Source organism: Microbacterium sp. STF-2 (genome assembly GCF_034650155.1).
In the GTDB taxonomy this organism is placed as follows: domain Bacteria; phylum Actinomycetota; class Actinomycetes; order Actinomycetales; family Microbacteriaceae; genus Microbacterium; species Microbacterium maritypicum_A.
In genome coordinates, this window is record NZ_JARKMW010000001.1 from 1,590,901 (window position 1) to 1,612,783 (window position 21,883).

Here is a 21,883-nt window from a genome sequence, read left to right on the forward strand (position 1 = left end):
CGACCCCGCCGAGGCCGAGCCCGGCCTCACGTGCAGGTGTTGTTGCCACCGAGACCGAGCAGACCACCGACCGAGAGCGTGCGTGTCGCGGCCGGTGAGACCCACGACGTTCCCGCGTAGATCGTCTCGACCTTCACCGCGTTGGACGATCCGAGAAGACTCCCCAGCAGCGTGTTCAGCAATCCGGAGCTGATCGTGGACGAGTAGGTGTAGGGGCCGGATCCGCTCTGCGTGACGTTGCTGTTGTCGACGACGACGTTGTTGATCGACAGCCGCTGCTGCACGGTCAGGTAGGGCGATGTCCACGTGATCGTGAAGCCGGTGAACGTGCCGAGGAAGCTCGTCACCGTGCACGATGTGACCACGGGGGCGGCCAGGGTCGCCGCGGTGAACGTGCGCGTCGCATACTCGCTGTCGGTGAATGCGGCGTCGGTGACCTGCACAGCGGGCGTCGAGGCGACGCCGACGAGCACGACGAGGCCGAGGGCTCCTGCCAGGATGCGTGCGCGCGTCGGCCGCCTCATCGTCGACTCCGCGTCTCTGACGTCGCGCGTCGACGCCGACCCGCGAGTGCGATGCCCGACGCCACCAGCGCCGAGCCGGCCATGATCGCCCACGGCATGCCCGGTGGCAGCCCCGTCGTCGCGAGGCCGCCGTCCGACCCCACGATCACCGTCTCGCCCGCCCCCTGCGCGTGCACGCGCACATCGGTACTGCCCGCACCCGCACCCCCGGAGGGATCCAGGGAGATCGCGAGGCGAAGATGCGCCGTCTCGGTGTCGGCGACCTGTGCGAGCGGGATCTCGACCCCGTCGCGCGGGATGCTCCACGCCGTACGAAGCGTGGCGGCGCCATGGGGACACCCGGCGTCGGTCCATTCCTGCAGGCACAGGGCGACGTCGAGGAGCAGCTGTGCATCACCCGTCGCGCTGACCGCGATCCGCACGACCCCCGGATCCGGGGCATCTGCACTCACCGCGATGTCCCATTCCACCGGCTGTCCCGGCAGCAGGCTGCCGGCTGCCGTCCAGTCCGCGATCGAGACGAGGCGCAGGACCGACCCCTGGATGATCTGCGTCGTCGGCGCGCCCCACGCGGCCGTCGGCATCGTGACCACCGGCATCGTGACCGCGAGGACGGCGAGCAGGACGACGGCGAGCGCGCGCCTCATGGCCCGTTCCCGTCGGGATCGCGCCCGGACCGATGCTGCCCGCGCGGCCAGAACGCCCAGACGACCAGCGACGTCGCCGCAACTGTCAGAGCTCCCAGCACGATCGGGTTCCCCATGCCCGCGACGACGAGCGCGATACCGGGAACGGAGAACAGCACCTTCCGCACCGATGTCACCGGGTAGGGGAAGGGATCGTCTGCGGCGTTCGCGTCGCCACGCATCGTGATCACCCGTTCATCCGCGCTCGCACCCCGGACGATCGTGGTGACGCGGTGGGTCACCGGCAGCTCCCCTTCGCGGTCGACGGTCACGACGTCGCCGACGTCGATCTCCGTCGCCGGGACGCGCTGCACCACCGCGACGGAGCCCGCGGGGATCGTCGGGGACATCGACCCTGTGCGGAACATGATGAGCGTGATCTGCGCCGTGAAAGCGAGCACGACGAGCAGGATGCAGATCGCCCCGGCGACCGCGGCCATCCAGAGCAGCGCGTCGCCGATCACACGCCCCGGCCGCATGCCGGTATGTACCCTCGCCGCGGTCGCGTGGGGTTCGACCGCGGCGAGGGACGTCTCTTTCTCGCGCAGGCTCCTTCGCGTCATGGGGGTCGTCATCTCGTCCTCCTCCCTGCCATCCGCGCCTACGACGACGTTCCGAGGAACTGCCAGGTCTGCGTCATCGTGAGTCCCTGCGCGGCGTTCGGGGCCGTCGTCGGGAGGGTGACCGCGAAGCAGTAGTTGACCTGAGCCGCACCGTTCGCCGTCACCGCCTGCGTCCCCGACCCCCCGGCGGTGAGCGCCGACCCGTCCGCGACGACGGCCGTCCCCGCCGCGTACGTGGTCGCGTTGCAGGTGGTGCCCGCGATGGTGCGCACACCGTAGGTGAGATACGTCGCGAGCCCCGTGCCGCCGGGTGTTCCCGCGGTCAGCTGGAGGGTTCCCGCCACCGAGGGGTTCGCCGTCTTCACGCTGAACAGCGCATACGTCGCGTTCCCCGGCGCCATCGCGGTGGGCGCGAGCTGGAAGTTCAGGGTCGCCGCCGCGCCCGTGGTGGCGTGACTCGAGAACGTGGAACCGTCGACCGCTCCGACGATGTCGAATCTCCCGGCCGTGAAGCTGGCGGATCCGTACTCGGAGTCATTCCAGGCGGCGAGGGTGGCGGCGACGCCGATGCCGAGCACGAGCCCGCCCGCGAGGACGGCTCTCAGCCGACGGGAGCGCAGCCGCCGCCTCTCCCGCACATCTCTGCGGGTGACCATCACATGCTCAGTTCGTCGACGTGGCCGTGAACTTCCAGGTGGCGTTGGTCACCAGGCTCGGCGTGAGCGACGCATCCGCCGTCACCTTGAAACACAACTGCACCGCCGTGCCGGGCACGGCCGATGTGCCGCCGGCCGTGAGCGGAACCTGCGTCACGCCGGTCTGCACATCGAGCGTCGCTCCGGTCGCGATGGGCGTGCCCGTGGCACTCGCCGCGTTGCACGTGGCGCCCGGCGCGAGCTGGTAGATCGAGTACGACAGATGACCGGTGTTCGAACTCGCGGCGGGGTCGGCCGTCGTGCCGTCGGCGACGAGGTTCGCTCCGCTCGTGGTGCCGGCTGCGAGGCGCACCCAGAACCCGGCGTAGACCGAACTCGTCGGCGACATGTTGCCCACGAGCCCCGCCGGCAGGGTGAAGGCGAGAGTCGCCGCGGTGCCAGCGGAGTTGTGGTCGGCGTACGCGGTGCCGTCGGTGGACCCCTGCAGATTGAATGCGCCCGCGGTGAACGTGCCGTTCGCGAACTCGGAGTCGTTCCAGACCGCGAGCGTCACTGCGGTGCCGATGCCGAGCACGAGTCCACCGGCCAGTACCGCCAGGACCTTGCGCTGGGTTGCCTTGGTTGCCATGTCGCTTCCCCCTCAGGAATTCGTGAACCACGCGAATGCCTGTCGTCCGGTCGCCCCTCAACGACCCCGCATCCGCGCGTTTGCGCCATCCTCTCCCCGCCTCATCCGCAGAACAAGGCGATTTCGCGCACGACATTCGCTCATCCCGCGCAGATCCGAATCCCTCTCGAAGATCGTTGACGTATATCAACGATCGGCGTATAGTTGACGCAGTTCAACCATCTCGTGCGCGCCAGAGCTGTCGCAGCATCTCTCCACCACCCTTCTGCGAAAGGTCACGCATGACCACGGATTCCCCCGTCAAGATGACGCATCGCCAGGTGCTCGAAGCCCTCACCGGCCTCCTCCTCGGCATGTTCGTCTCGATGATCGCGACCACGGTGGTCTCCACCTCGATGCCGGTCATCGTGCACGACCTCGGCGGCGACCAGGCCGCCTACACCTGGGTCATCACGGCGACGCTCCTCACCACCGCGATCTCGACCCCGATCTGGGGCAAGCTCGCCGACCTGTTCAATCGCAAGCTGTTGATCCAGATCGCGATCATCGTCTTCGTCGGAGCGACCGCTGCGGCCGGATTCGCGCAGGACACCAACACCCTCATCGCCTTCCGCGCCATCCAGGGCATCGGCGGCGGTGGGCTCGCCGCCCTCAGCCAGGTCATCATGGCCGACATCATCAGCCCGCGCGAGCGCGGCCGCTACATGGGTCTGTTCGGTGCCGTGATGGCTGTCGCCACCGTGGGCGGCCCGCTGCTCGGCGGATGGATCACCGACGTCGCCAACTGGCGCTGGAACTTCTTCGTCGCCCTCCCCTTCGCCGTGGCCGCACTGATCATCCTGCAGAAGACTCTGCACATCAGCACCGAGCGCACCCGCAAGGTGTCGATCGACTACGTCGGCATCGTGCTGCTGTCGGCCGCCGTCTCGCTGATCCTCATCTGGATCACCAACGCCGGCTCGACGTTCGACTGGTGGAGCACAGAGACCGTGCTCATGGTCGGCGGCGCGATCGTCTCGGCCATCGCCTTCATCATCGTCGAGCTCAAGGTGCGCGAGCCGCTCATCCCGCTCACGCTGTTCCGCGGCCGCACCTTCACCCTCTCGGTGCTCGCGTCGATCTCGATCGGCGTCGCGATGTTCGGCACCTCGGTGTACCTCGCGCAGTACATGCAGCTCTCCCGCGGTGCGACGCCGACCGAGGCCGGGCTCATGACCCTGCCGATGATGGCCGGCCTCCTGATCTCGTCGATGGTCATCGGCCAGCTCGTCACCCGTTTCGGCAAGTGGAAGGGCTACCTGATCCTCGGGTCCGTGCTGCTGATCGCGGGCTCCGTGATGCTGTCCACGTTGCACTACGACACGAACTTCGTCCTCGTCTCGATCTACATGTTCGTGATGGGCGCGGGCGTCGGCATGACCATGCAGAATCTCGTGCTCATCGTGCAGAACGTCGCGAAGCCCAGCGAGATGGGCGTTGCGAGCTCGGGCGTGACCTTCTTCCGCAGCCTCGGCGGCACGATCGGCGTCTCCGTCATGGGCGCCGTGCTCGCGAACAGCCTCACCGGTCTGTTCAGCGACGGCAAGGAGCGCATCGGGGCAGCGATCGCCCAGCTCGGCGACAAGGGCGCCGAAGTCGCCGCACAGCTCTCCAGCGGAACACTGCCGGAGGTCCGACTCCTCCCGGAACCGGTGCGCTCGATCATCGAGGACTTCTACGCCCAGGCCATCTCGCACGCGTTCCTGATCGGCATCCCGCTCGCGGTGATCAGCCTCATCGCGATCCTGTTCCTGCCGAACCGACCGCTGACGACGATGACCACGACCGAGCGCGCCCAGGCGGACGCCGCGAAGAAGAAGCCCGTCGACGGCAGCGTCGACGGCGCGGTCGACGTGGCGATCGCCGACGCGACTGCGCTCTCCGGTGCCCCGACGACCGGTACCGTGACGGTCGTCGACCGCGCCGGTGACCGTGGGGACGGCACCTCCGATGCCCGACGCTGAGAAAGACATCGACACCCCGGAGGCGCGGGCCGAAACGGTCCGCGCCCTCGAGGCGGAGTTCAGTGAGCTGATCACGCACTTCCGCCGCGTCATCACCGAGAACGCCCATCGGGTGAGCCCCGGTCTGCTGCCCGGCGCCTACAAGATCTTCACGACGATCGCCCGATGCGAACGGGTGACCGTGTCGACGCTGTCCGAGCGGATGCTCATGGACAAGGGACAGGTCAGCCGCACGGTGCGCGAGCTGGAGGAACTCGGTCTGATCGAGCGCACCGCCGACCCCGCCGACGGCCGTTCGTCCCTCCTGGAGCTCACGCCCCTCGGCACGGAGCGGTTGTCAGCGGCTCGACTGCCGCAGGAGGGCCTGCTGCTGCGCACGCTCGAGCAGTGGAGCCTCACCGACATCGGCAACCTCACCCGGTTGCTGCACGCCCTGGCTTCCGGAGTGACACCGGGGTCGACCGCGGCCGATTGACCGGGACGCTGCCGAGGACGCGCCGGGCCTCGGTGGCGACCTCCGCGGCGATCGTGTCGAGCAACTCCGAGCGCAGGTTCCACTGCTGCCAATAGAGCTGCACGCGCAGGGTCGGTCCCCCCAACGGCACGAGCCCAGCCGACTCCTGCAGCAGCGGCACCATCCCCCAACCGAGCCCCAGGGTGACGGCAAGAGCGTAGTCATGGGATGCGGGAACGTAGTGCCGCGGAACGCCCTCCTGCGCGACCGCCATCGCCCGAAGCCATTCGTGCTGCAGGGTGTCCCTCCGGTCGAAGTCGACGAACGGGGCTGCGGCCAGCGCGGTCGAGGTCGGCCCGTCCGGGAACCACCGCGCCGCGAAACCCGGCTCGGCCATCGCCCGGTATTCCAGCACCCCGAGCGGTGACACCGAGCATCCGGAGACCGGAGACTCCTCGCTCGTGACGGCAGCCATCACCGTTCCCGATTCCAGGAGACGCGCGGTGAAGTTCTGGTCATCGCGGTGCAGGTCGAAGTCGATGTCGTGCGCGGCGGACAGGCGCGCGAGCGGAGCGAGGAACCAGGTCGCCATCGAGTCGGCGTTGACCGCGAGGGGGATGCTGATCCTGCGCGCCGCGCCGGCCTCGTCGATGCCCACCCCAGCCAGCGCATCATGCTCCAGCAGAGCGACCTGCCGCGCCAGACGGACGACCGCCTCCCCCGCCTGCGTCAGCCGTGCGGGCTTGGTGCGCACGACCAGGATGCGCCCCAGCTGCTGCTCAAGAGTCTTCAACCGCTGACTCACCGCGGAAGGAGTGATCTGCAGTCGCCTCGAGGCGGCATCCAGTGTCCCCTCGTCGACGATGGCGGCGAGGGTGGCCGCGAGTTCGGGATCGATTCGCACATCAGTGATGCTAATGGTTCGGTAGAAATCTTCGCTTCTCTTGATGTCCGGCCGTTCCTAGGCTGTATCCATGCTCACGGTTCTCGCCGGCCTCGGCCTCGGTATCTCCCTCATCGTCGCCATCGGCGCGCAGAACGTCTTCGTGCTGCGTCAGGGGATCCGCCGCGAGCACGTCCTCGCCGTCGTGGCAATCTGCGCGCTCTCCGACGCAGCGCTGATCGCGGCGGGCGTCGCCGGGCTCGGCTTCGTGATCTCTGCCGCGCCGTGGCTGGTGGTCGTCGCACGATGGGCGGGGGCGCTGTTCCTGCTGACCTATGGCATCCTGGCCGCACGCCGGGCCTGGCGTGGAGGTGAGGAGCTGGTCGTCGAGACCTCCGACTCCTCGCCCTCCGCATCGCTCGCATCGAGCGGCGTGACGGCGACGCTCACTCGCACGCGGTTGACACCCGTGATCCTCACCACGCTCGCCCTCACGTGGCTCAACCCGCACGTCTACCTCGACACCGTGCTGATGCTCGGATCGATCGCGGCCACCCACGGCGACGAGCGCTGGCTGTTCGCGGGCGGGGCGATCGCCGCCAGCATCCTGTGGTTCACCGCGCTGGGGTTCGGCGCCCGCTATCTGGGGCGCTGGCTGCGCACCCCGCGATCCTGGCGCATCCTCGACGCCGTGATCGCCGTGGTCATGATCGCGATCGCGATCAGCCTTGTGCTGCCGGTGCTGGGAGGCTGACGAGGTCTCAGGCTCCGTCGATCTGTGCGAGCCGAGCGCGGACGAGGCTCTCGAGCACGGCGCGTGGGATCGGATGCTCGGGTTGGAAGCGGATGGTGCCCTTGTCGACGCTGACGCCGGGATGCCCCTCCAGATCGTCCGCGACGGCCGCGACGGCATCCGGGCTGAACGGGTAGATGCCGATGTGCTTCTTGGCGCGCATCACCGAGAGCAGCGGCTTGCCGCCGTGCACGAGCGCGGGCATGCCGTAGCCCTTGCCCTGCTCGGACTCCGGCGCCTCCTGACGCGCGACCGCGTAGACCCGATCGATCGCCTCACGATCCGCCGTGGTGAGCTCTGCCAGGTAGTCGTCGATGGTTCCCACGAGGGCATCCTGCCACCGATCGACGCGCAGGGCGAGGACCGAGCGCGATCAGACGCCGTCGAGCGGACGCATGATGCGGGTGAGGAAACGCTTCGTGCGTTCATGCTTCGGTGCGCTGAAGATCTCAGCCGGCGGCCCCTGCTCCACGACGACGCCGCCGTCCATGAACAGCACGTGATCGGCGGCTTCGCGCGCGAAGCTCAGCTCGTGGGTGACGACCGCCATGGTCCAGTTCTCGTCCGCGAGCTCCTTGATCACGAGCAGCACTTCGCCGACGAGCTCCGGATCGAGCGCACTGGTCGGCTCGTCGAACAGCAGCAGGTCGGGCTTGAGCGCGAGCGCGCGCACGATTCCCACGCGCTGCTGCTGCCCTCCGGAGAGTTGGTGCGGGCGGGCATCCGCCTTGTCGGCCAAACCGACCCGGTCGAGCAGCGCGAGCGCCTCGGCCACCACCTCGGCCTTCGGACGCCCCTGCACCCGCCACGGCCCCTCGATGACGTTCTCGAGAACCGTCAGGTGCGGGAAGAGGTTGTGGTGCTGGAACACCATCGCGGAACGGTCGCGCAGCGCGAGTCGCTTCTGCTTCTGGACGCGGGGCGAAGGCCTCGCCTCCGGCGCGAAGTCGATCTCCGGCCCGCCCGCGACCACGATCGTGCCGGCGTCCGGTGTCTCGAGCCCGTTGAGCGCACGGAGCACGGTCGTCTTACCCGAGCCGCTGGGGCCGATGAGCACGACGACCTCGCCACGGTGCAGAGTCAGATCGATGCCGCGGAGCACCTCGTTGTCACCGAAGCTCTTGTGCAGGCCACGGGCGGTGAGCAGAGCCTCTGAAGCGTTGTCAGTGCGCGACACGACTGTCGAGCCTCCTCTCGAGGGCGCTCTGCCCGAATGACAGCACCAGGCAGAACACCCAGTAGACCAGCGCCGCGGCGAGGTAGAGCACCATGAACTCGTAGGTCGTCGACGCGATCTGCTGGGCCACCTTGAACAGCTCGGTCACGAGGATCAGCGACGCGAGCGAGGTGTCCTTCACGAGGGAGATGAACGTGTTCGACAGCGGCGGCACCGACACCCGCGCCGCCTGCGGCAGGATGATGCGCGTGAGCGTGCGCGTGCGGTTCATCCCCACGGTGTACGCGGCCTCCCACTGCCCCTGCGGGACGGAGAGGATGGCCGCACGCACCACCTCGGCGCCGTAGCCGCCGACATTGAGCGACAGCGCGATGATCGCGCTCGGCCATGGATCGATCGTGATCCCGATCGACGGCATGCCGTAGAAGATCACGAACAGCTGCACCAGCAGCGGCGTCCCCCGGATCACCGAGATGTAGAACCGCGCGACGCCAGAGAGGATCGGGTTCACGGAGATCCGCATCAGCGCGATGCCGATGGCGATGACGAGTCCCAGCGTGAACGATGCCAGTGCGAGCGGCACCGTCGCCGTCAGCCCCGCCCAGGCGATCGGCCCGAGCGAGTCGAGGAACAGCTGCCAGGGGTTCTCCATCGATTACTGCGAGACGTCTTCGCCGAAGTACTTCTTGCTGATCTCGGCCAGAGTTCCGTCCGCACGCAGCTCGTCGAGCGCCCCGTCGACCGCCGTGACGAGCGCTTCCTTGTCCTTGGTGAACGCGAAGGCCTGCTCGCCGGCATCTTCGGTCTCGGCGGCGATCTTCAGACCGGTCGGGCTGTTGGTCGTCTCGTAGTCGAGGAACGTCAGCTTGTCGTTGATGGTCGCATCGACGCGGCCCTGACGCAGGAGCTCGACGGCCTGCGCCCAGCCCTCGACGCCCTCGACCTTGGCACCCGATTCGGTGGCGAGGTCGTTCCAGTTGCTCGTGAGCGACTGTGCGGTGGTCTTGCCCTCGAGGTCAGCGAACGACGAGATCGAGTCGTCGTCCTCGTTCACGACGATCACGCCGGGCGAGACCGTGTAGGGCGTGCTGAAGAGGTATTTCGCCTCACGCTCGTCATTGATCGTGACCTGGTTGGCGATCACGTCGAAGCGTCCGGCGTCGAGGCCCGCGAAGATCGCATCCCACTGGGTCTCTTCGAACTTCACCTCGAGGCCGAGCTTGTCGGCGACGGCTTCGATGATCTCCACGTCGTATCCGGTCAGGTCGCCGGCGCCGTTGTCGCCGTGGAAGCTGAACGGGCGATACGTGCCCTCGGTTCCGACGGTGAGCGTGCCGTCCTTCGCGAGACCGTACTCCGAACTCGCGGAGCTCTCGCCACTGCCCGAGGTGCTCGCGGGCGTGCTCGACCCGCTGCAGGCGGTCAGGGCTGCGGCGGCGACGACGAGTGCGGTGACGGCGATGAGACGACGGGACATGAACCCTCCTGGGGTGTGAAGCGCGGTGCGAGTTTACGCGACCGACGCGGGAACTCCCCTACAGTACGTGGCGCTCGGCGGTTCGCCGCATCCGATGACGTTGCGTTTCGCGGGCTGGCCGGCCCTCTCGGGGCCCTGCCCCGTTCGAGCGCCAGCCCTGTTCCGGTCGCACTTACTGCCGCTCAGCAGTCGATGATGCGGCAGGAAGTGCGACCGGAACGAGGTCTGCGCAGGACGCAGAAACGCCCCCGGGCGAACCCGGGGGCGTTTCAGAGAGTCAGACTCAGATGGAGTTGACGTCCAGCGGGATGCCGGGGCCGAACGTGGTCGACACCGCACCCTTCTGGATGTAACGGCCCTTCGAGCTCGACGGCTTGAGGCGGACGATCTCCTCGAGCGCTGCGCCGATGTTCTCGTTCAGCTGCTCTGCGGTGAAGGACGCCTTGCCGACGACGAAGTGCACGTTGGCGTGCTTGTCGACGCGGAACTCGATCTTTCCGCCCTTGATCTCCTCGACGGCCTTGGCCGGGTTCGGGGTCACGGTGCCGGTCTTCGGGTTCGGCATCAGACCACGCGGTCCGAGCACCTTTCCGAGACGACCGACCTGGCCCATGAGCTCCGGGGTGGAGACAGCGGCGTCGAAGTTGGTCCAGCCATCGGCGACCTTCTGGATGAGCTCGGCGCCGCCGACCTCATCTGCACCTGCGGCGATCGCAGCCTCGGCCGCGGGGCCGGTGGCGAAGACGATGACGCGGGCGGTCTTGCCGGTGCCGTGGGGCAGGATGACGGTGCCGCGCACCATCTGGTCCGCCTTGCGGGGGTCGACGGCGAGCTTCAGCGCGACCTCGACGGTCGAGTCGAACTTCGTCGAACCGGTCTCCTTCGCGAGGGCGACGGCCTCGGTGGGGGTGTAGAAACGGTCTGCCTCGATCTTCTCGGCGGCAGCCTTGTAAGCCTTGGACTTGGTAGCCATGATTATTCTCCTCAGCCCTCGACCGTGATGCCCATGGAACGGGCGGTGCCGGCGATGATCGAGATCGCGGCCTCGATGTCGTTCGCGTTCAGGTCGGCCTGCTTGGTCTCGGCGATCTGACGGACCTGGTCCTTGGTGATCTTCGCGACCTTGACGGTGTGCGGGGTCGCGGAGCCCTTGGGGACGCCGGCGGCCTTCTTGATGAGCTCCGCAGCAGGCGGGGTCTTCAGGACGAAGGTGAAGCTGCGGTCCTCGTAGACGGTGATCTCGACGGGGATGACGTTGCCGCGCTGCGACTCGGTCGCGGCGTTGTACGCCTTGCAGAACTCCATGATGTTGACGCCATGCTGACCGAGCGCGGGGCCGATCGGCGGCGCCGGGTTGGCTGCACCGGCGTTGATCTGAAGCTTGATCAGGCCGGTCACCTTCTTCTTCGGTGCCATTCTCTTTCCTTTCATCGAATCGGATGCCGGAGCATCCGCTTCTCCCACAGATCCGGCGGTTCCGGAACGTGGTCGTCTCCGCGCACGCCGAAGCGTCGCACAAACCACACAAGTCTACCCGATCAGAAGGAGTCCTGCCGGCCACGGCCGCTCAGCGGCGCAACGGACGCCTGCCCGACGCAAGAGGCGCCTGCACGACGCGAGAACGGCCGCCCCGAGAGGGACGGCCGTTCTCGTGTGAATGTGTGTCAGACCATCTTGGTGACCTGGTCGAACGACAGCTCCACCGGCGTCTCGCGCTCGAAGAGGGAGACGAGGACCGTGAGCTTGCCGCTCTCGGGCTTGATCTCGCTGATCGAACCGGGAAGACCCGCGAACGAGCCCTCCTTGATCGTGATGGTCTCGCCGACCTCGAAGTCGACCTCGGCCGGCAGGGGACGAGCGACGGCGACGCCGCCCTTCGACGCGATGTTCTTGGCCGTGGGGACGTCCTTGACCTCGACGAGCGACTTCAGCATGTTGAAGGCCTCTTCGAAGCGCAGCGGCGTCGGGTTATGGGCGTTGCCCACGAAGCCGGTGACACCCGGGGTGTGCCGCACGACCGACCAGGTGTCTTCCGTGAGCTCCATGCGCACCAGCACATAGCCGGGGATGCGCACGCGGGTGACCATCTTGCGCTGGCCGTTCTTGATCTCGACCACGTCTTCCATCGGGACCTCGACCTGGTAGATCTCGTCCTCGACCTCGAGCGTCGACTTGCGCTGCTCGATGTTGGCCTTCACCTTGCGCTCGAAACCGGCGTAGGAGTGGATGACGTACCACTTGCCCGGGAGCATGCGGAGGTCCATGCGGAAGGCCTCGTACGGGTCTTCCTCGGCGTCCTCGTCGTCTTCGTCCGTCGAGGAGTCCTCGTCGGCCTGCGCGTCGTCAGCGCCGAGCTCGGGACCGTCGTAGGGAGTGACCTCGTCGGCCGCCTCCGCCTCCTGCTCGGCGACCTCTTCGGCCACTGATTCGTTGAGGACCTCAGCGGCAGCCTCAGACTCAGCCGCTTCGTCCAGGTTGAGAGCGTCGTTCACGATCGCGTCCGCCTCCGGGTCGTCGATGTCGATGTCGATGTCAGCCGTGTCATCCTCTTCGCCGTCCTCATCTTTGACGTGGACCGCGACGTGTTCCGCCGAGGTGACCGAGAGCTCTTCCTCAGCGAGGACGTTGCCCTCCTGGGCCTCGTCTTCCTCGCTGGACTGCTCTGCGGCGGTCGCCCAGTCGGCGTCGTCGGAATATCGTTCAGACACGTTGTTTTCTCCATAGCTGCGGCGCGAGCCGCGGGGGTCATCAGCCAGGGATTCCGAACACCCAGTGCGCCAAGAGCCCGAAGGCGAAGTCCAAGCCGTAGACGATGCCCATGACGATGATCACGAAGACGAGCACCACCCCGGTGAACTTGAACAGCTCCTTGCGAGTCGGGGTGACGACCTTGCGGAGCTCGGCGATGACCTGGCGGATGAACAGGGCGATGCTCCCGAAGAACCGGGAGAAGGGGTTGCCCTTCTTCTCGCGGGTGGCGCCGGCCGCGACGACCTCGCCGCGCGGTTCGTCCTGATCCATCCTGAATGTACCTTTCGTGTGTCAGCGTTGCGCTGACGCGCAGGGCGGACAGGAATCGAACCTGCAACCTGCGGTTTTGGAGACCGCTGCTCTGCCAATTGAGCTACCGCCCTAGAGACCGGGAGGTCTCGGGGTGTTCTCCCCACTCTGCCACCGTAGCCGCGATCGGAAGACCCCAGGCATGGCGAAAGAATGCAGACAACAACTGCCCCACAAGCATACGGCATCGATCCGGTCGCGCCGAACCGGGATCGCGATGGCGTGTTCTTGTTAGGCTCAGCGAGCGTATGCAGGAGGAGGGAGCGCCGGTGAGCGCTGAAGTGCAGCAGTTCCAGGTGGATCTGCGCGGAGTCGTCGATCTGCTCAGCCGGCACATCTACTCCAGTCCTCGCGTGTACCTGCGAGAGCTCTTGCAGAACGCCCGCGACGCGATCACCGCCCGCCGCGAGGTCGACGGTGGCGGCGGCCGCATCCGGATCACTCCGCTGACCGCCGAGACCGGCGAGTTCGTGCTGCGCGACGACGGCGTGGGGCTGACCGCCACGGAGGTCGCCGATCTGCTGGCGACGGTCGGCCGCAGCTCCAAGCGGGACATCTTCGACCTCCCCCGCAGCGACTACCTTGGGCAGTTCGGCATCGGTCTGCTCAGCTGCTTCATGGTCGCCGACACGATCGTCATCCGCTCGCGCAGCGCCCGCGACGGCGCCTCGGTCGAGTGGACCGGCAGTGCCGACGGCACGTTCCAGGTGGCCGAGATCGACGAGGAGCTGCCGATCGGCACCAGTGTGCACCTCGTCCCGCGCTTCGACGCCGACGAGCTGCTGCGCCCCGCCGCAGTGCACGAGCTGGCGACGACGTTCGGGGAGTTCCTGCCGGTGCGCGTCACGATCGACGCCGCCGCCGGCGACATCGACATCACCCGAGACGCTCCGTTCCTCGACGCCGCGCAGGACCCCGAAGCGGCGGTCGGCTACGGTCGGGATCTCCTCGGCGCGAGTCCGCTCGACGTCATCGAGCTGAGCGAGCCCGCGACGGGCACGCGCGGCCTCGCGTACGTGCTGCCGTTCGCCCCTCCTCCCGGTGCACGCCAGGCCACGCGCATGTACCTGGGACGGATGCTGCTCTCCGAGCGCGTCGACGACGTGCTCCCCGACTGGGCCTTCTTCGTGCGCGCCGTGATCGATTCCACCGGCCTCGCTCCCACCGCGAGCAGGGAATCGCTCGTCGAGGACGCGGCGCTCGAACGCGTGCGCGAGCAGCTGGGCGCCGGCATCCGCCGCTGGGTGCTCGAGCTGGGGCTGCGCGAACCCCATCGTCTCGCGCAGTTCGTCGCCGTGCACGAGGTCGGCCTCAAATCCCTGGTGCGCCACGACGAGGAGCTCGCCCACTTCATCTCCCGCTGGTTGACGGTCGAGACGACGCACGGCACGGTGCGGATCGGCGACCTCGTCGAGCGATACCCGCACATCCGCTACGCGCAGAGCGTGGACGAATTCCGCCAGGTGGCCGGCATCTCCCCCTCCGATGAGGTGCTCGTCAACGGCGGCTACCTCTACGACGCCGATCTGATCCGGATGCTGCCCGACCTCTACCCGCACGTCTCCGTCGAAAAGGTGGATGTCACGGGCGAACTCGATCGTCTCGATCCGCCACCTCTCGACGACCGCGATGCGGCCGTCGCCCTCGAAGCGCGCGCCGGTGCCGTGCTCGCCGCATCCGACTGCTCCGTGGTCGTCCGGTCGATCGACCGCCCCGATCTCGCCGGGCTCTACGTGGCCGACCCCGAGGTGCTGCGGGCGATCGACCGCGGACGCACCAAGGGCGTCACCGGGGCCCTGTGGGGCGGTGTACTGGATCGCATCGACCAGACCCTGTCATCCGCCCGCGACGACGATCTGCGCGCACGCCTGTGCCTGAACTGGTCCAATCGGGTCGTGCGCGCCCTGGTGCGCGTGCAGGACGACGCCGTCTTCGCGCGCACCGTGCAGCTCCTCTACATCCAGGCGCTTCTCGCCGGGCACCATCCGCTCGCGGACGCCGACCGGACGCTGATGACCAGCGCCCTCGCCGACCTCGTCTCGCTCTCGGCCGGTCTGGAGGGCGACACCATCCCCTTCGGCGACGCCCGCTGACTCTCCACCGAAAGGTCCCCTCCATGGCACGTCCGAAGAAGCGCTTCCAGCAGCTGATCGAGGAGATCGATCGCACCCCCTGGGGGCCCGCAGAGCAGGCGCTGGTCTCCGAGGCCGTCGCCCTGGCGATCGAGATCGGCGACGAGCGGCTCGAGTACGAGGCTCGGATGCGTCAGACCGCGTCGGCGAACATGAACGGCGCCACCGACGTGATGCTCAACTCGTTCGCGTGGTGCCTCGCCCATCACGATGCCGACCCGCAGCGCTTCCCGGCCGATCTCGACAACGGCGGAGCCGATCTGATGTGGCAGTTCAAGTGGATGGCCTCGTCGCTGCGGTCCTCCCCCGCGTTCTCGCAGGAGCAGATCGCCGCCGTGCTCGACGACATGGAGTCGCACTACCGCGCCGCGGGGCTCGGCGTCAGCGGCGTGCTCACCGCGCGCTTCGAGGACGCCTGGGACGCCGGTCGCATGGACGAGGCCGAGGCGCTGCGCGTGCAGCTGGAGGCGACGCCGCGCGACGACCACAGCCACTGCGACGCCTGCGGACGCAGTCAGATCGCGGGCTTCTTCGCCGACACCGACCGCGACGCCGAGGCGATCGTGCTCGTCGAGGAGATGATCGAGGGCGGATTCTCCTGTGGAGAGGAGCCCGAGCACGCCCTCTCGCGCGTGCTCCTGCCCTACCTGCGTGCCGGACGCCTCGACGAGGCGAAGACCGCGCATCTGCGCAGCTACCGACTGGCCAAGGACAACCCCGACAACCTGCGCATCGTCGCCAACAACATCGTGTTCGCAGCCCTCACCGGCAACGAGGCGCGCGCGCTCGCACTGGTCGAGAAGCACATCTCCTGGCTCGCGCACGACGGCCTGAACGTCGACGCCCACTTCGCGGCTCTCGCGGCCCTCGCCGTGGCGCTGGACCGGGTGACGGCCGTCGGACACGGCGACGCTCCCGTGCGCGGCGCGGAGTCGGCCGCCCTCGTCCCGTTCTTCGGCGAGCACGACGGCACCTGGAGCGCCGCCGAGCTCGCGGCAGCCGCGTGGACCGCTGCGGAGCGGATCGGAGCGGGCTTCGACGAGCGTGACGGGACGGACGGGCACGCCCGCAGCCTGGAACGGATGCGGGCGCTGGCGGACGAGCGGTACGACGTTCCGATCCGCTCCGACGCGTTCGTCGCCGCGGCCCCCACCACCACACCGGTCGACGCGGACGGATGGTTCGAACGGGCGATGCAGCTCGCCCAGTTCGGCGCCGAGCACGAGACGCTCGAGGCCCTGCCCCGTGCCCTCGAGGTCGAGGACCCCGCCAAGCGCGCCCAGCTGCTCTCGATGCGCCTGGGCATCCTGATCGCCCTCGATCGCGCCGACGAGGCCCTGCAGCTTCTGCCGGAACGCATCGCTGCGCTGCGGGCGGCCGGCCGCGACGTGCAGGCCGACCTCGAGGAGCGCATCGGCCTCGCGACGTTCGGCCTGAACACCCCGGAGACGACCGCCGCGCTCGAAGAGGAGATCGGCGCATCGGACGACCTGCCCGCCTGGACGCGCGGTGACCTCGCGATCAGCCGCGCCGCCCTGCACCTGCAGTCCGGCGAACCCGACGCCGCGCTCGATCACGCCGAGGTGGCGGCGCGGTCGTTCGCCGAGGCCGAGGACACCCGTCTGACGAACACCACGACGCTGCTGGCCATCTCGGCCGTGCTGAGCAAGGGCGACCTCGAAGCGGGGAGCGCGCTGCTCGACCGCTTCCTCGCTCAGGACGACCTCAGCGCGGGCCACCGGGCCCAGGCGCTGCAGACCCGCGCACGCGTGCGCGGCGGCGGGAACACATACCTGGAGGGCGCGGCCGATGCCGACGAGGCCTGCCGCCTGCTCGCCGAACTGGGAGCGACCCGCGCGCTCGGTGACGCGCACCTGCTCGCCGGAGCCCTCTGGGAGGACGCGGACGAGCCGGAGAAAGCCGTCTCGCGCTACCGCCTCGCCGCGCGCCTGGGAGGCGAAGCCGGAGCGGACACGACCGGACTCGACTTCCGTCTCGCGCGCGCGATGCTGCGTGTCGGCGATGCAGAAGAAGCCGCAGAGCTGTTCGGCGACGTGCTGCAGCGCGAGGAGGAGGCCGACGTCCCCGCCGGCTCGCGCGCCATGACCGTGTCGATGCTCGCGCGCGCCCTGAGCGCCGCGGGCGAGTTCGGTCAGTCGGTCGGTGCGCACGGCTATGCCTCCGAACTGTTCGGGCAGGCCGAGGAGCACGCGGACCAGGCGATATCGATGACGGAGCAGGCCAAGATCCTCGCGCGCTTCGACGAGCACGACGATGCGATCGCCCTGCTCGAGTCCGCCGCCGAGATCGTGCGGCGCGCGCCCGAAGCCGTCGGCGCGCTCACCGAGGTTCTGCACAGTCTCGGCCAGGCCTACGGCGGACGCGGCGATGAGCGGGCGTTCGGGCTCTTCGACGAGGTCGCCGCCCTCGCGCAGCAGCACGAGGCCGAGTGGCTGCTCGCGGATGTGACCGACTCGCGCGCACGGGCGCTGGCCGAGCTCGGCCGTGTCGATGAAGCCGTCTCGGCTGCTCTCACCGCGGCCGACGGCTTCGCAGCGCTCGGAGACCTGGGCTCGGCCGGAGGCTCGGAGCTGTTCGCGGCACGGGTGCTCGCCGGCAACGAGCGCTCAGCCGACGCGGTCCCGGTCTACCGCAGCGCCATCGAGCACGCGGCCGGACACCCGCCGCTGTTGCAGGTGTCGGCCCTCGAGCTCGGCAACGTGCTCGAGGCACTCGGCCGTCACGGCGAAGCCGCCGAGATCCGCGCGCACCTGGAGAGCTGAGCGCAGGGCCGGCGAGACGGCGCCGTCGCTGGGGGCGCCGTCTCAGAAGAGCTGGCGCCAGTTGGCCTTCGCGAGATCGAGGAGTTCGTCGCCGCGCCCGGACATGACCGTGCGGATCGCGTAGAGCGCGAAGCCCTTGACCTGCGCCGCCTCGATCGCGGGCGGCATGGAGAGCTCCTGCCGTTCGGTGACCACGTCGAGCAGAGCGGGACCGTCATGGGCCAGCACTTCGCGGACGGCGTCGGGGAGGTCCTCGCTCCGCTCCACCCGGCGTGCGAAGATCCCCATCGCCTCGGCGATCGCAGCGAAGCTGGGGTTGTCCAGCCCCGTCCCGTACGTCACGAAACCGGCGGCCTTCATCTCGAGCTCGACGAAGTTCAGCGACGAGTTGTTGACCACGACGGTCTTCACGGGCAGCTTGTTCTGCGTCAGGGTCAGCAGCTCGCCGAGCATCATCGAGAGGCCGCCGTCACCCGCGAGCGCCACGACCTGACGGTCGGGGTGTGCGACCTGGGCCCCGATGCCGTGCATCAGCGCATTGGCCATGGAGCCGTGCGTGAACGAGCCGATCAGTCGCCGGTTCTCGGTCATCGAGAGGTATCGGGCCGCCCACACGGTCGGCGACCCCACGTCGGCCGTGAAGATCGCATCGTCGGCCGCGTATTCGTCCAGGAGACGAGCGAGGTACTGCGGGTGGATGGGACGCTTGCCCTTGGCCGGCACCGCCAGCTCGTCGAGCTTCTTGCGAGTCTTGCGGTAGTGCGCGGTGGCATCGTCGAGGTGCGTGCGGTCGTCCTTGCGCGCCAGTCGAGGCAGCAGTGCGTCCGCCGTGGCACGTACATCGCCGACCAGCCCCAGATCGAGCGGATGCCGCTTGCCGAGCTGGGCACCACGGATGTCGACCTGGATCGTCGTCGCGTTGTCGGGGTAGAACTGCTCGTACGGGAAGTCGCTGCCCAGCACCAGCAGCGCGTCGGCGGCCTCCATGGCCCGGAAGCCCGAAGCGAAGCCGAGAAGCCCCGTCATCCCCACGTCGAAGGGGTTGTCGTACTCGATGAACTCCTTGCCGCGGAGCGCATGCACGATGGGAGCACCCAGTGTGTCGGCGAGCGCGATGACCTCGTCGTGCGCGCCCTCGACGCCGGCTCCCGCGAGGATCGTGACCTTCTTCGCGGCGTTCAACAGCGTCGCCGCCTTCTCGAGCTCCGCCGGATTGGGCACGACCACCGGGCGGGTGCGCTCGATCACGACGGCACGGTCGTCGGCGATGTCCGCCAGGGCGACGTCACCGGGGATCACGAGCACCGCGACCCCGCGCTCTTCGATGGCAGCACGCATGGCGATCTCCATCAGGCGCGGCATCTGCTTCGGATCGGCGACGTACTCGACGTAGACGCTGCACTCGCGGAAGAGCTCCTGCGGATGCGTCTCCTGGAAGTATCCGGTTCCGATCTCGGTGGTGGGGATGTGGGCGGCGATCGCGAGCACGGGAACACGTGAGCGGTTGGCGTCGTAGAGGCCGTTGATCAGATGCAGGTTCCCGGGCCCGCAGGATCCGGCGACGACGGCGAGCTCGCCGGTGGTTGCGGCATCGGCGGCGGCGGCGAACGCGGCGGATTCCTCGTGCCGCACATGCACCCATCGGATCGTGCCGTCTTTGCGCAGCGCATCCGTGAAGCCGTTCAGCGAGTCCCCGGGAATGCCGTAGACACGGTCGATCCCGTTGGCGTGCAGAGTCTTGACGATGTTCTCAGCGACGTTTGCCATGCTTCGACCCTACGCCTGAGGCAGGGGGCTGAGGCTCGTCGGACGGCCGTGACAGATGTCACTCGAACTGCCGACATCCGACACTGTCGCCGCTTCGACGCGCGATCTAGCCTCGAAGCATCAGAAGAAGCCGAGACGCTCGCCGGCGCATCCGGGGTCACGGCACGACGAGAGGATGCAGAATGAGCGACTTCGCCATCGGAGACACCGTGCAGATCACCGGACCGACGATGACCGGCAATGTCGGAACCGTCGTCTCGATCGACGGGAAGCGGGGAAAGTACCTCGTGCGCATCACGGACGTGACCCAGAACTACTTCACTCCCGACGAGTTGAAGCTCTTCTCCGCCTGAGGGCGACGAGTGGCGCTCAGTACTCCTGAGCACCATCCCGGTCCGGCTCCGCACTGCGACGGAACGCCCGCCCGGAGACCGACGTCGGGTCGATGCGCACGTAGACGCGCTTGAGGGTGGGGATCCAGGGGCGAAGGCCCGCGGCATCCGCGCGGTGCACGTCCGCATCCGCCTCCAGAGCGGTCGCGTGCCCGCGGACGATGACGCTCCAGGCGTCCGTGTCGGTATGATCGTCGACCTCGAACAGCACGTCGGTGTTCACCGTCAGCTCGAACAGCTTGCTGCCTGGTGCCGTGCGGAACAGGATGCCGTCGCCGTCGACCACATAGTTCACCGGGAAGATGTCGATCGTGTCCCCGACGTGGGTGACGAGTCTTCCCAGTTCCTGCGTGCCGAGCAGCTCCCGGCTCCGGTCGGTGGTCAGCATCTCGATGGGGTCGGTGTGCGCGCTCATGCCGCCATTGTCTCCCACTCGATGTCCCCACCGACAGGGCATCCGTCCCGCATTCGGTGGTGGATGCGACAACGGCCCCCCGCGTTCTGCGAGGGGCCGTTCATCGTGCGCTCAGCCGATGCGGATGAGCTTCTTGTTGACGAACTCGTCCGCGGCCAGGTGACCCAGTTCGCGGGCCGTGCCGCTGCGCTTGACGCCGCCGAACGGCAGCTCGGGGCTGTCGGCGAGCACGAGGTTGACGTAGACCATGCCCGCTTCGATCTTGTCGGCAACGCGCTCGGCCTGCGCGGCATCCGTCGTGAAGACGTAGGAGCCGAGACCGAAGGTGGTGTCGTTCGCGAGCTCGACCGCCGCGTCCTCATCCGCCACGCGGTAGACGACGGCGGCGGGGCCGAAGAGCTCCTCGCGGTAGACGTTCATCTCGGGCGTCACGTCAGCCAGCACGGTCGGAGCGAAGAACGCGCCGTCACGGGTGCCGCCGGTGAGGAGCGTCGCTCCCTGCTCGACCGCCTGGTCGATCTGCTTCTGCAGGTTGACCGCAGCCGTCTCGGACGACACCGGACCGAGGACCGTGTCGTCGAGCATGGGATCGGTCGCCTCGACGGCCGCCATCGCCGCCGTGAACTTCTCGACGAAGGCGTCGTACAGGCTGTCGACGATGATGAAGCGCTTCGCGCCGTTGCAGGCCTGCCCGTTGTTGTCGAGGCGCGCATCGACGCCGGCCTGCACCGTGGCGTCGAGGTCGTCGGTGGAGAGCACGATGAACGGGTCGGAGCCGCCGAGCTCGAGTGCGACCTTCTTGAGGTTGCGTCCGGCGATCTCGGCGACCGCGGCACCGGCGCGCTCGGATCCGGTGAGCGAGACACCCTGCACGCGCGGGTCGGCGATCATCGTCGCGATCTGCTCGTTCGTCGCGAGGACGTTCTGGTAGGCGCCCTTCGGGAATCCGGCATCGTGATAGATCTTTTCGATCGCGGTCGACGACTCCGGGCACTGCGGGGCGGGCTTGAGCAGGATCGTGTTGCCCACGATCAGGTTGGGAGCTGCGAAGCGCACGATCTGGTACGCCGGGAAGTTCCACGGCATGATGCCGACGAGCGGGCCGAGCGAGGAACGGCGGATGATGGCCGACCCCTCCCCCAGGATCGCGATCGGCTGGTCGGCCATGATCGACTCCGCCTGGTCGGCGTAGTACTCGGCGATGTCGGCGGCGAAGTCGACCTCGCCGAGGGCGGCCTCGCGGGGCTTGCCCATCTCACGCACGAAGATGTCGGCGAGCTCTTCGCGGCGTTCGCGGTGCAGCTCGGCGGCACGCCGGACGAGGGCCGCGCGCTCGGCGACCGTCGACGAGCGCGACCACTCGCGGTGGGCCTCGTCGGCGGCGGCGACCGCCTCATCGATCTGGGCATCCGTGAACGTGTCGAAGGACGCCAGCGTCTCTCCGGTGGCGGGGTTGGTGACGGCGTAGTCGGTCATGACATGTCCTCTCG

The 21,883-nt window shown here is 68.3% G+C and carries 23 protein-coding genes and 1 tRNA gene; 6 read left to right on the forward strand and 18 right to left on the reverse strand.

Annotated features, from left to right (window positions below; translation table 11 throughout):
- Window positions 1–26: 26 nt before the first annotated feature.
- Genes MicroSTF_RS07565 through MicroSTF_RS07585 form a run of 5 tightly spaced genes read right to left on the reverse strand, consistent with a single transcriptional unit; the run spans window position 27 to window position 3,057 of the window.
- Window positions 27–524: a hypothetical protein gene (locus MicroSTF_RS07565; RefSeq protein WP_029267316.1), complete on the reverse strand. Its 498-nt coding sequence runs from the start codon at window positions 522–524 to the stop codon at window positions 27–29.
- A complete protein-coding gene (locus tag MicroSTF_RS07570; protein WP_322954594.1) occupies window positions 521–1,171 on the reverse strand; it encodes a hypothetical protein in 651 nt (216 codons plus the stop codon). Before MicroSTF_RS07570 ends, MicroSTF_RS07565 begins: the two co-directional genes overlap by 4 nt.
- Window positions 1,168–1,785 (reverse strand): signal peptidase I, encoded by a 618-nt coding sequence (locus tag MicroSTF_RS07575; protein ID WP_322954595.1) that lies wholly within the window; start codon window positions 1,783–1,785, stop codon window positions 1,168–1,170. Before MicroSTF_RS07575 ends, MicroSTF_RS07570 begins: the two co-directional genes overlap by 4 nt.
- Before the next feature lie 26 nt (window positions 1,786–1,811).
- Complete coding sequence (locus tag MicroSTF_RS07580; protein ID WP_297555882.1) at window positions 1,812–2,429, reverse strand: SipW-dependent-type signal peptide-containing protein; 618 nt, start codon at window positions 2,427–2,429, stop codon at window positions 1,812–1,814.
- Between the two features lie 7 nt (window positions 2,430–2,436).
- On the reverse strand, window positions 2,437–3,057 hold the full coding sequence (locus MicroSTF_RS07585; protein WP_029258901.1) for a SipW-dependent-type signal peptide-containing protein: 621 nt from the start codon (window positions 3,055–3,057) through the stop codon (window positions 2,437–2,439).
- Between the two features lie 281 nt (window positions 3,058–3,338).
- Here MicroSTF_RS07585 and MicroSTF_RS07590 point away from each other — a divergent pair, with 281 nt between their 5' ends.
- Window positions 3,339–5,060: an MDR family MFS transporter gene (locus MicroSTF_RS07590; protein ID WP_322954610.1), complete on the forward strand. Its 1,722-nt coding sequence runs from the start codon at window positions 3,339–3,341 to the stop codon at window positions 5,058–5,060.
- Window positions 5,047–5,535 carry a MarR family winged helix-turn-helix transcriptional regulator gene (locus MicroSTF_RS07595; RefSeq protein WP_322954612.1) on the forward strand — a complete coding sequence of 163 codons (489 nt, stop codon included), beginning with the start codon at window positions 5,047–5,049 and terminating at the stop codon, window positions 5,533–5,535. The genes MicroSTF_RS07590 and MicroSTF_RS07595 overlap by 14 nt, the downstream gene beginning before the upstream one ends.
- Here MicroSTF_RS07595 and MicroSTF_RS07600 read toward each other — a convergent pair.
- Window positions 5,474–6,418 (reverse strand): LysR family transcriptional regulator ArgP, encoded by a 945-nt coding sequence (locus tag MicroSTF_RS07600; protein ID WP_322954613.1) that lies wholly within the window; start codon window positions 6,416–6,418, stop codon window positions 5,474–5,476. The genes MicroSTF_RS07595 and MicroSTF_RS07600 overlap by 62 nt on opposite strands.
- Window positions 6,419–6,488: 70 nt before the next feature.
- Between MicroSTF_RS07600 and MicroSTF_RS07605 the strand changes: the two genes are divergently transcribed.
- Complete coding sequence (locus MicroSTF_RS07605) at window positions 6,489–7,151, forward strand: LysE/ArgO family amino acid transporter (protein WP_322954615.1); 663 nt, start codon at window positions 6,489–6,491, stop codon at window positions 7,149–7,151.
- 7 nt (window positions 7,152–7,158) lie between these two features.
- On the opposite strand, the gene MicroSTF_RS07610 is transcribed toward MicroSTF_RS07605, so the two are convergent.
- The 9 genes from MicroSTF_RS07610 to MicroSTF_RS07650 form a co-directional block, all read right to left on the reverse strand.
- Entirely contained in the window at window positions 7,159–7,515 is a 357-nt protein-coding gene (locus MicroSTF_RS07610) for an iron chaperone (protein ID WP_292761868.1), read from the reverse strand.
- A gap of 48 nt (window positions 7,516–7,563) precedes the next feature.
- Window positions 7,564–8,367, reverse strand: a complete 804-nt coding sequence (locus MicroSTF_RS07615; RefSeq protein WP_322954619.1) for an amino acid ABC transporter ATP-binding protein — start codon at window positions 8,365–8,367, stop codon at window positions 7,564–7,566.
- Entirely contained in the window at window positions 8,354–9,019 is a 666-nt protein-coding gene (locus tag MicroSTF_RS07620; RefSeq protein WP_029258908.1) for an amino acid ABC transporter permease, read from the reverse strand. The genes MicroSTF_RS07615 and MicroSTF_RS07620 overlap by 14 nt, the downstream gene beginning before the upstream one ends.
- 3 nt (window positions 9,020–9,022) lie before the next feature.
- Window positions 9,023–9,844 (reverse strand): amino acid ABC transporter substrate-binding protein, encoded by an 822-nt coding sequence (locus MicroSTF_RS07625; protein ID WP_029258909.1) that lies wholly within the window; start codon window positions 9,842–9,844, stop codon window positions 9,023–9,025.
- 283 nt (window positions 9,845–10,127) lie between these two features.
- Entirely contained in the window at window positions 10,128–10,817 is a 690-nt protein-coding gene (rplA, locus tag MicroSTF_RS07630; RefSeq protein WP_021201063.1) for a 50S ribosomal protein L1, read from the reverse strand.
- Window positions 10,818–10,828: 11 nt separating this feature from the next.
- A complete protein-coding gene (rplK, locus tag MicroSTF_RS07635; protein WP_017829145.1) occupies window positions 10,829–11,260 on the reverse strand; it encodes a 50S ribosomal protein L11 in 432 nt (143 codons plus the stop codon).
- Between the two features lie 248 nt (window positions 11,261–11,508).
- Window positions 11,509–12,552, reverse strand: coding sequence for a transcription termination/antitermination protein NusG (nusG, locus tag MicroSTF_RS07640; protein WP_322954625.1), 1,044 nt, complete (start codon window positions 12,550–12,552; stop codon window positions 11,509–11,511).
- Window positions 12,553–12,592: 40 nt separating this feature from the next.
- Entirely contained in the window at window positions 12,593–12,865 is a 273-nt protein-coding gene (secE, locus tag MicroSTF_RS07645; protein WP_021201065.1) for a preprotein translocase subunit SecE, read from the reverse strand.
- A gap of 40 nt (window positions 12,866–12,905) precedes the next feature.
- Window positions 12,906–12,978 (reverse strand) — tRNA-Trp (locus tag MicroSTF_RS07650).
- A gap of 195 nt (window positions 12,979–13,173) precedes the next feature.
- On the opposite strand from MicroSTF_RS07650, the gene MicroSTF_RS07655 reads away from it, so the two are divergent.
- Both MicroSTF_RS07655 and MicroSTF_RS07660 read left to right on the forward strand, forming a co-directional pair.
- Window positions 13,174–14,997, forward strand: a complete 1,824-nt coding sequence (locus MicroSTF_RS07655; RefSeq protein WP_322954627.1) for an HSP90 family protein — start codon at window positions 13,174–13,176, stop codon at window positions 14,995–14,997.
- Between the two features lie 23 nt (window positions 14,998–15,020).
- The gene (locus tag MicroSTF_RS07660) at window positions 15,021–17,819 is read left to right on the forward strand and encodes a hypothetical protein (protein ID WP_322954629.1); all 2,799 of its coding nucleotides are present in this window, start codon (window positions 15,021–15,023) and stop codon (window positions 17,817–17,819) included.
- Window positions 17,820–17,861: 42 nt separating this feature from the next.
- Here the strand turns inward: MicroSTF_RS07660 and poxB are convergent, their stop codons facing one another.
- Window positions 17,862–19,586, reverse strand: a complete 1,725-nt coding sequence (gene poxB, locus MicroSTF_RS07665) for a ubiquinone-dependent pyruvate dehydrogenase (RefSeq protein WP_021201068.1) — start codon at window positions 19,584–19,586, stop codon at window positions 17,862–17,864.
- A gap of 182 nt (window positions 19,587–19,768) precedes the next feature.
- On the opposite strand from poxB, the gene MicroSTF_RS07670 reads away from it, so the two are divergent.
- Entirely contained in the window at window positions 19,769–19,939 is a 171-nt protein-coding gene (locus MicroSTF_RS07670) for a hypothetical protein (protein ID WP_322954631.1), read from the forward strand.
- 16 nt (window positions 19,940–19,955) lie between these two features.
- Here MicroSTF_RS07670 and MicroSTF_RS07675 read toward each other — a convergent pair whose 3' ends face one another.
- Together MicroSTF_RS07675 and MicroSTF_RS07680 are read right to left on the reverse strand one after the other, a co-directional pair.
- Complete coding sequence (locus MicroSTF_RS07675) at window positions 19,956–20,393, reverse strand: pyridoxamine 5'-phosphate oxidase family protein (RefSeq protein WP_029258912.1); 438 nt, start codon at window positions 20,391–20,393, stop codon at window positions 19,956–19,958.
- 111 nt (window positions 20,394–20,504) lie between these two features.
- Window positions 20,505–21,869 (reverse strand): NAD-dependent succinate-semialdehyde dehydrogenase, encoded by a 1,365-nt coding sequence (locus MicroSTF_RS07680; RefSeq protein WP_029258913.1) that lies wholly within the window; start codon window positions 21,867–21,869, stop codon window positions 20,505–20,507.
- Between the last annotated feature and the right edge of the window lie 14 nt (window positions 21,870–21,883).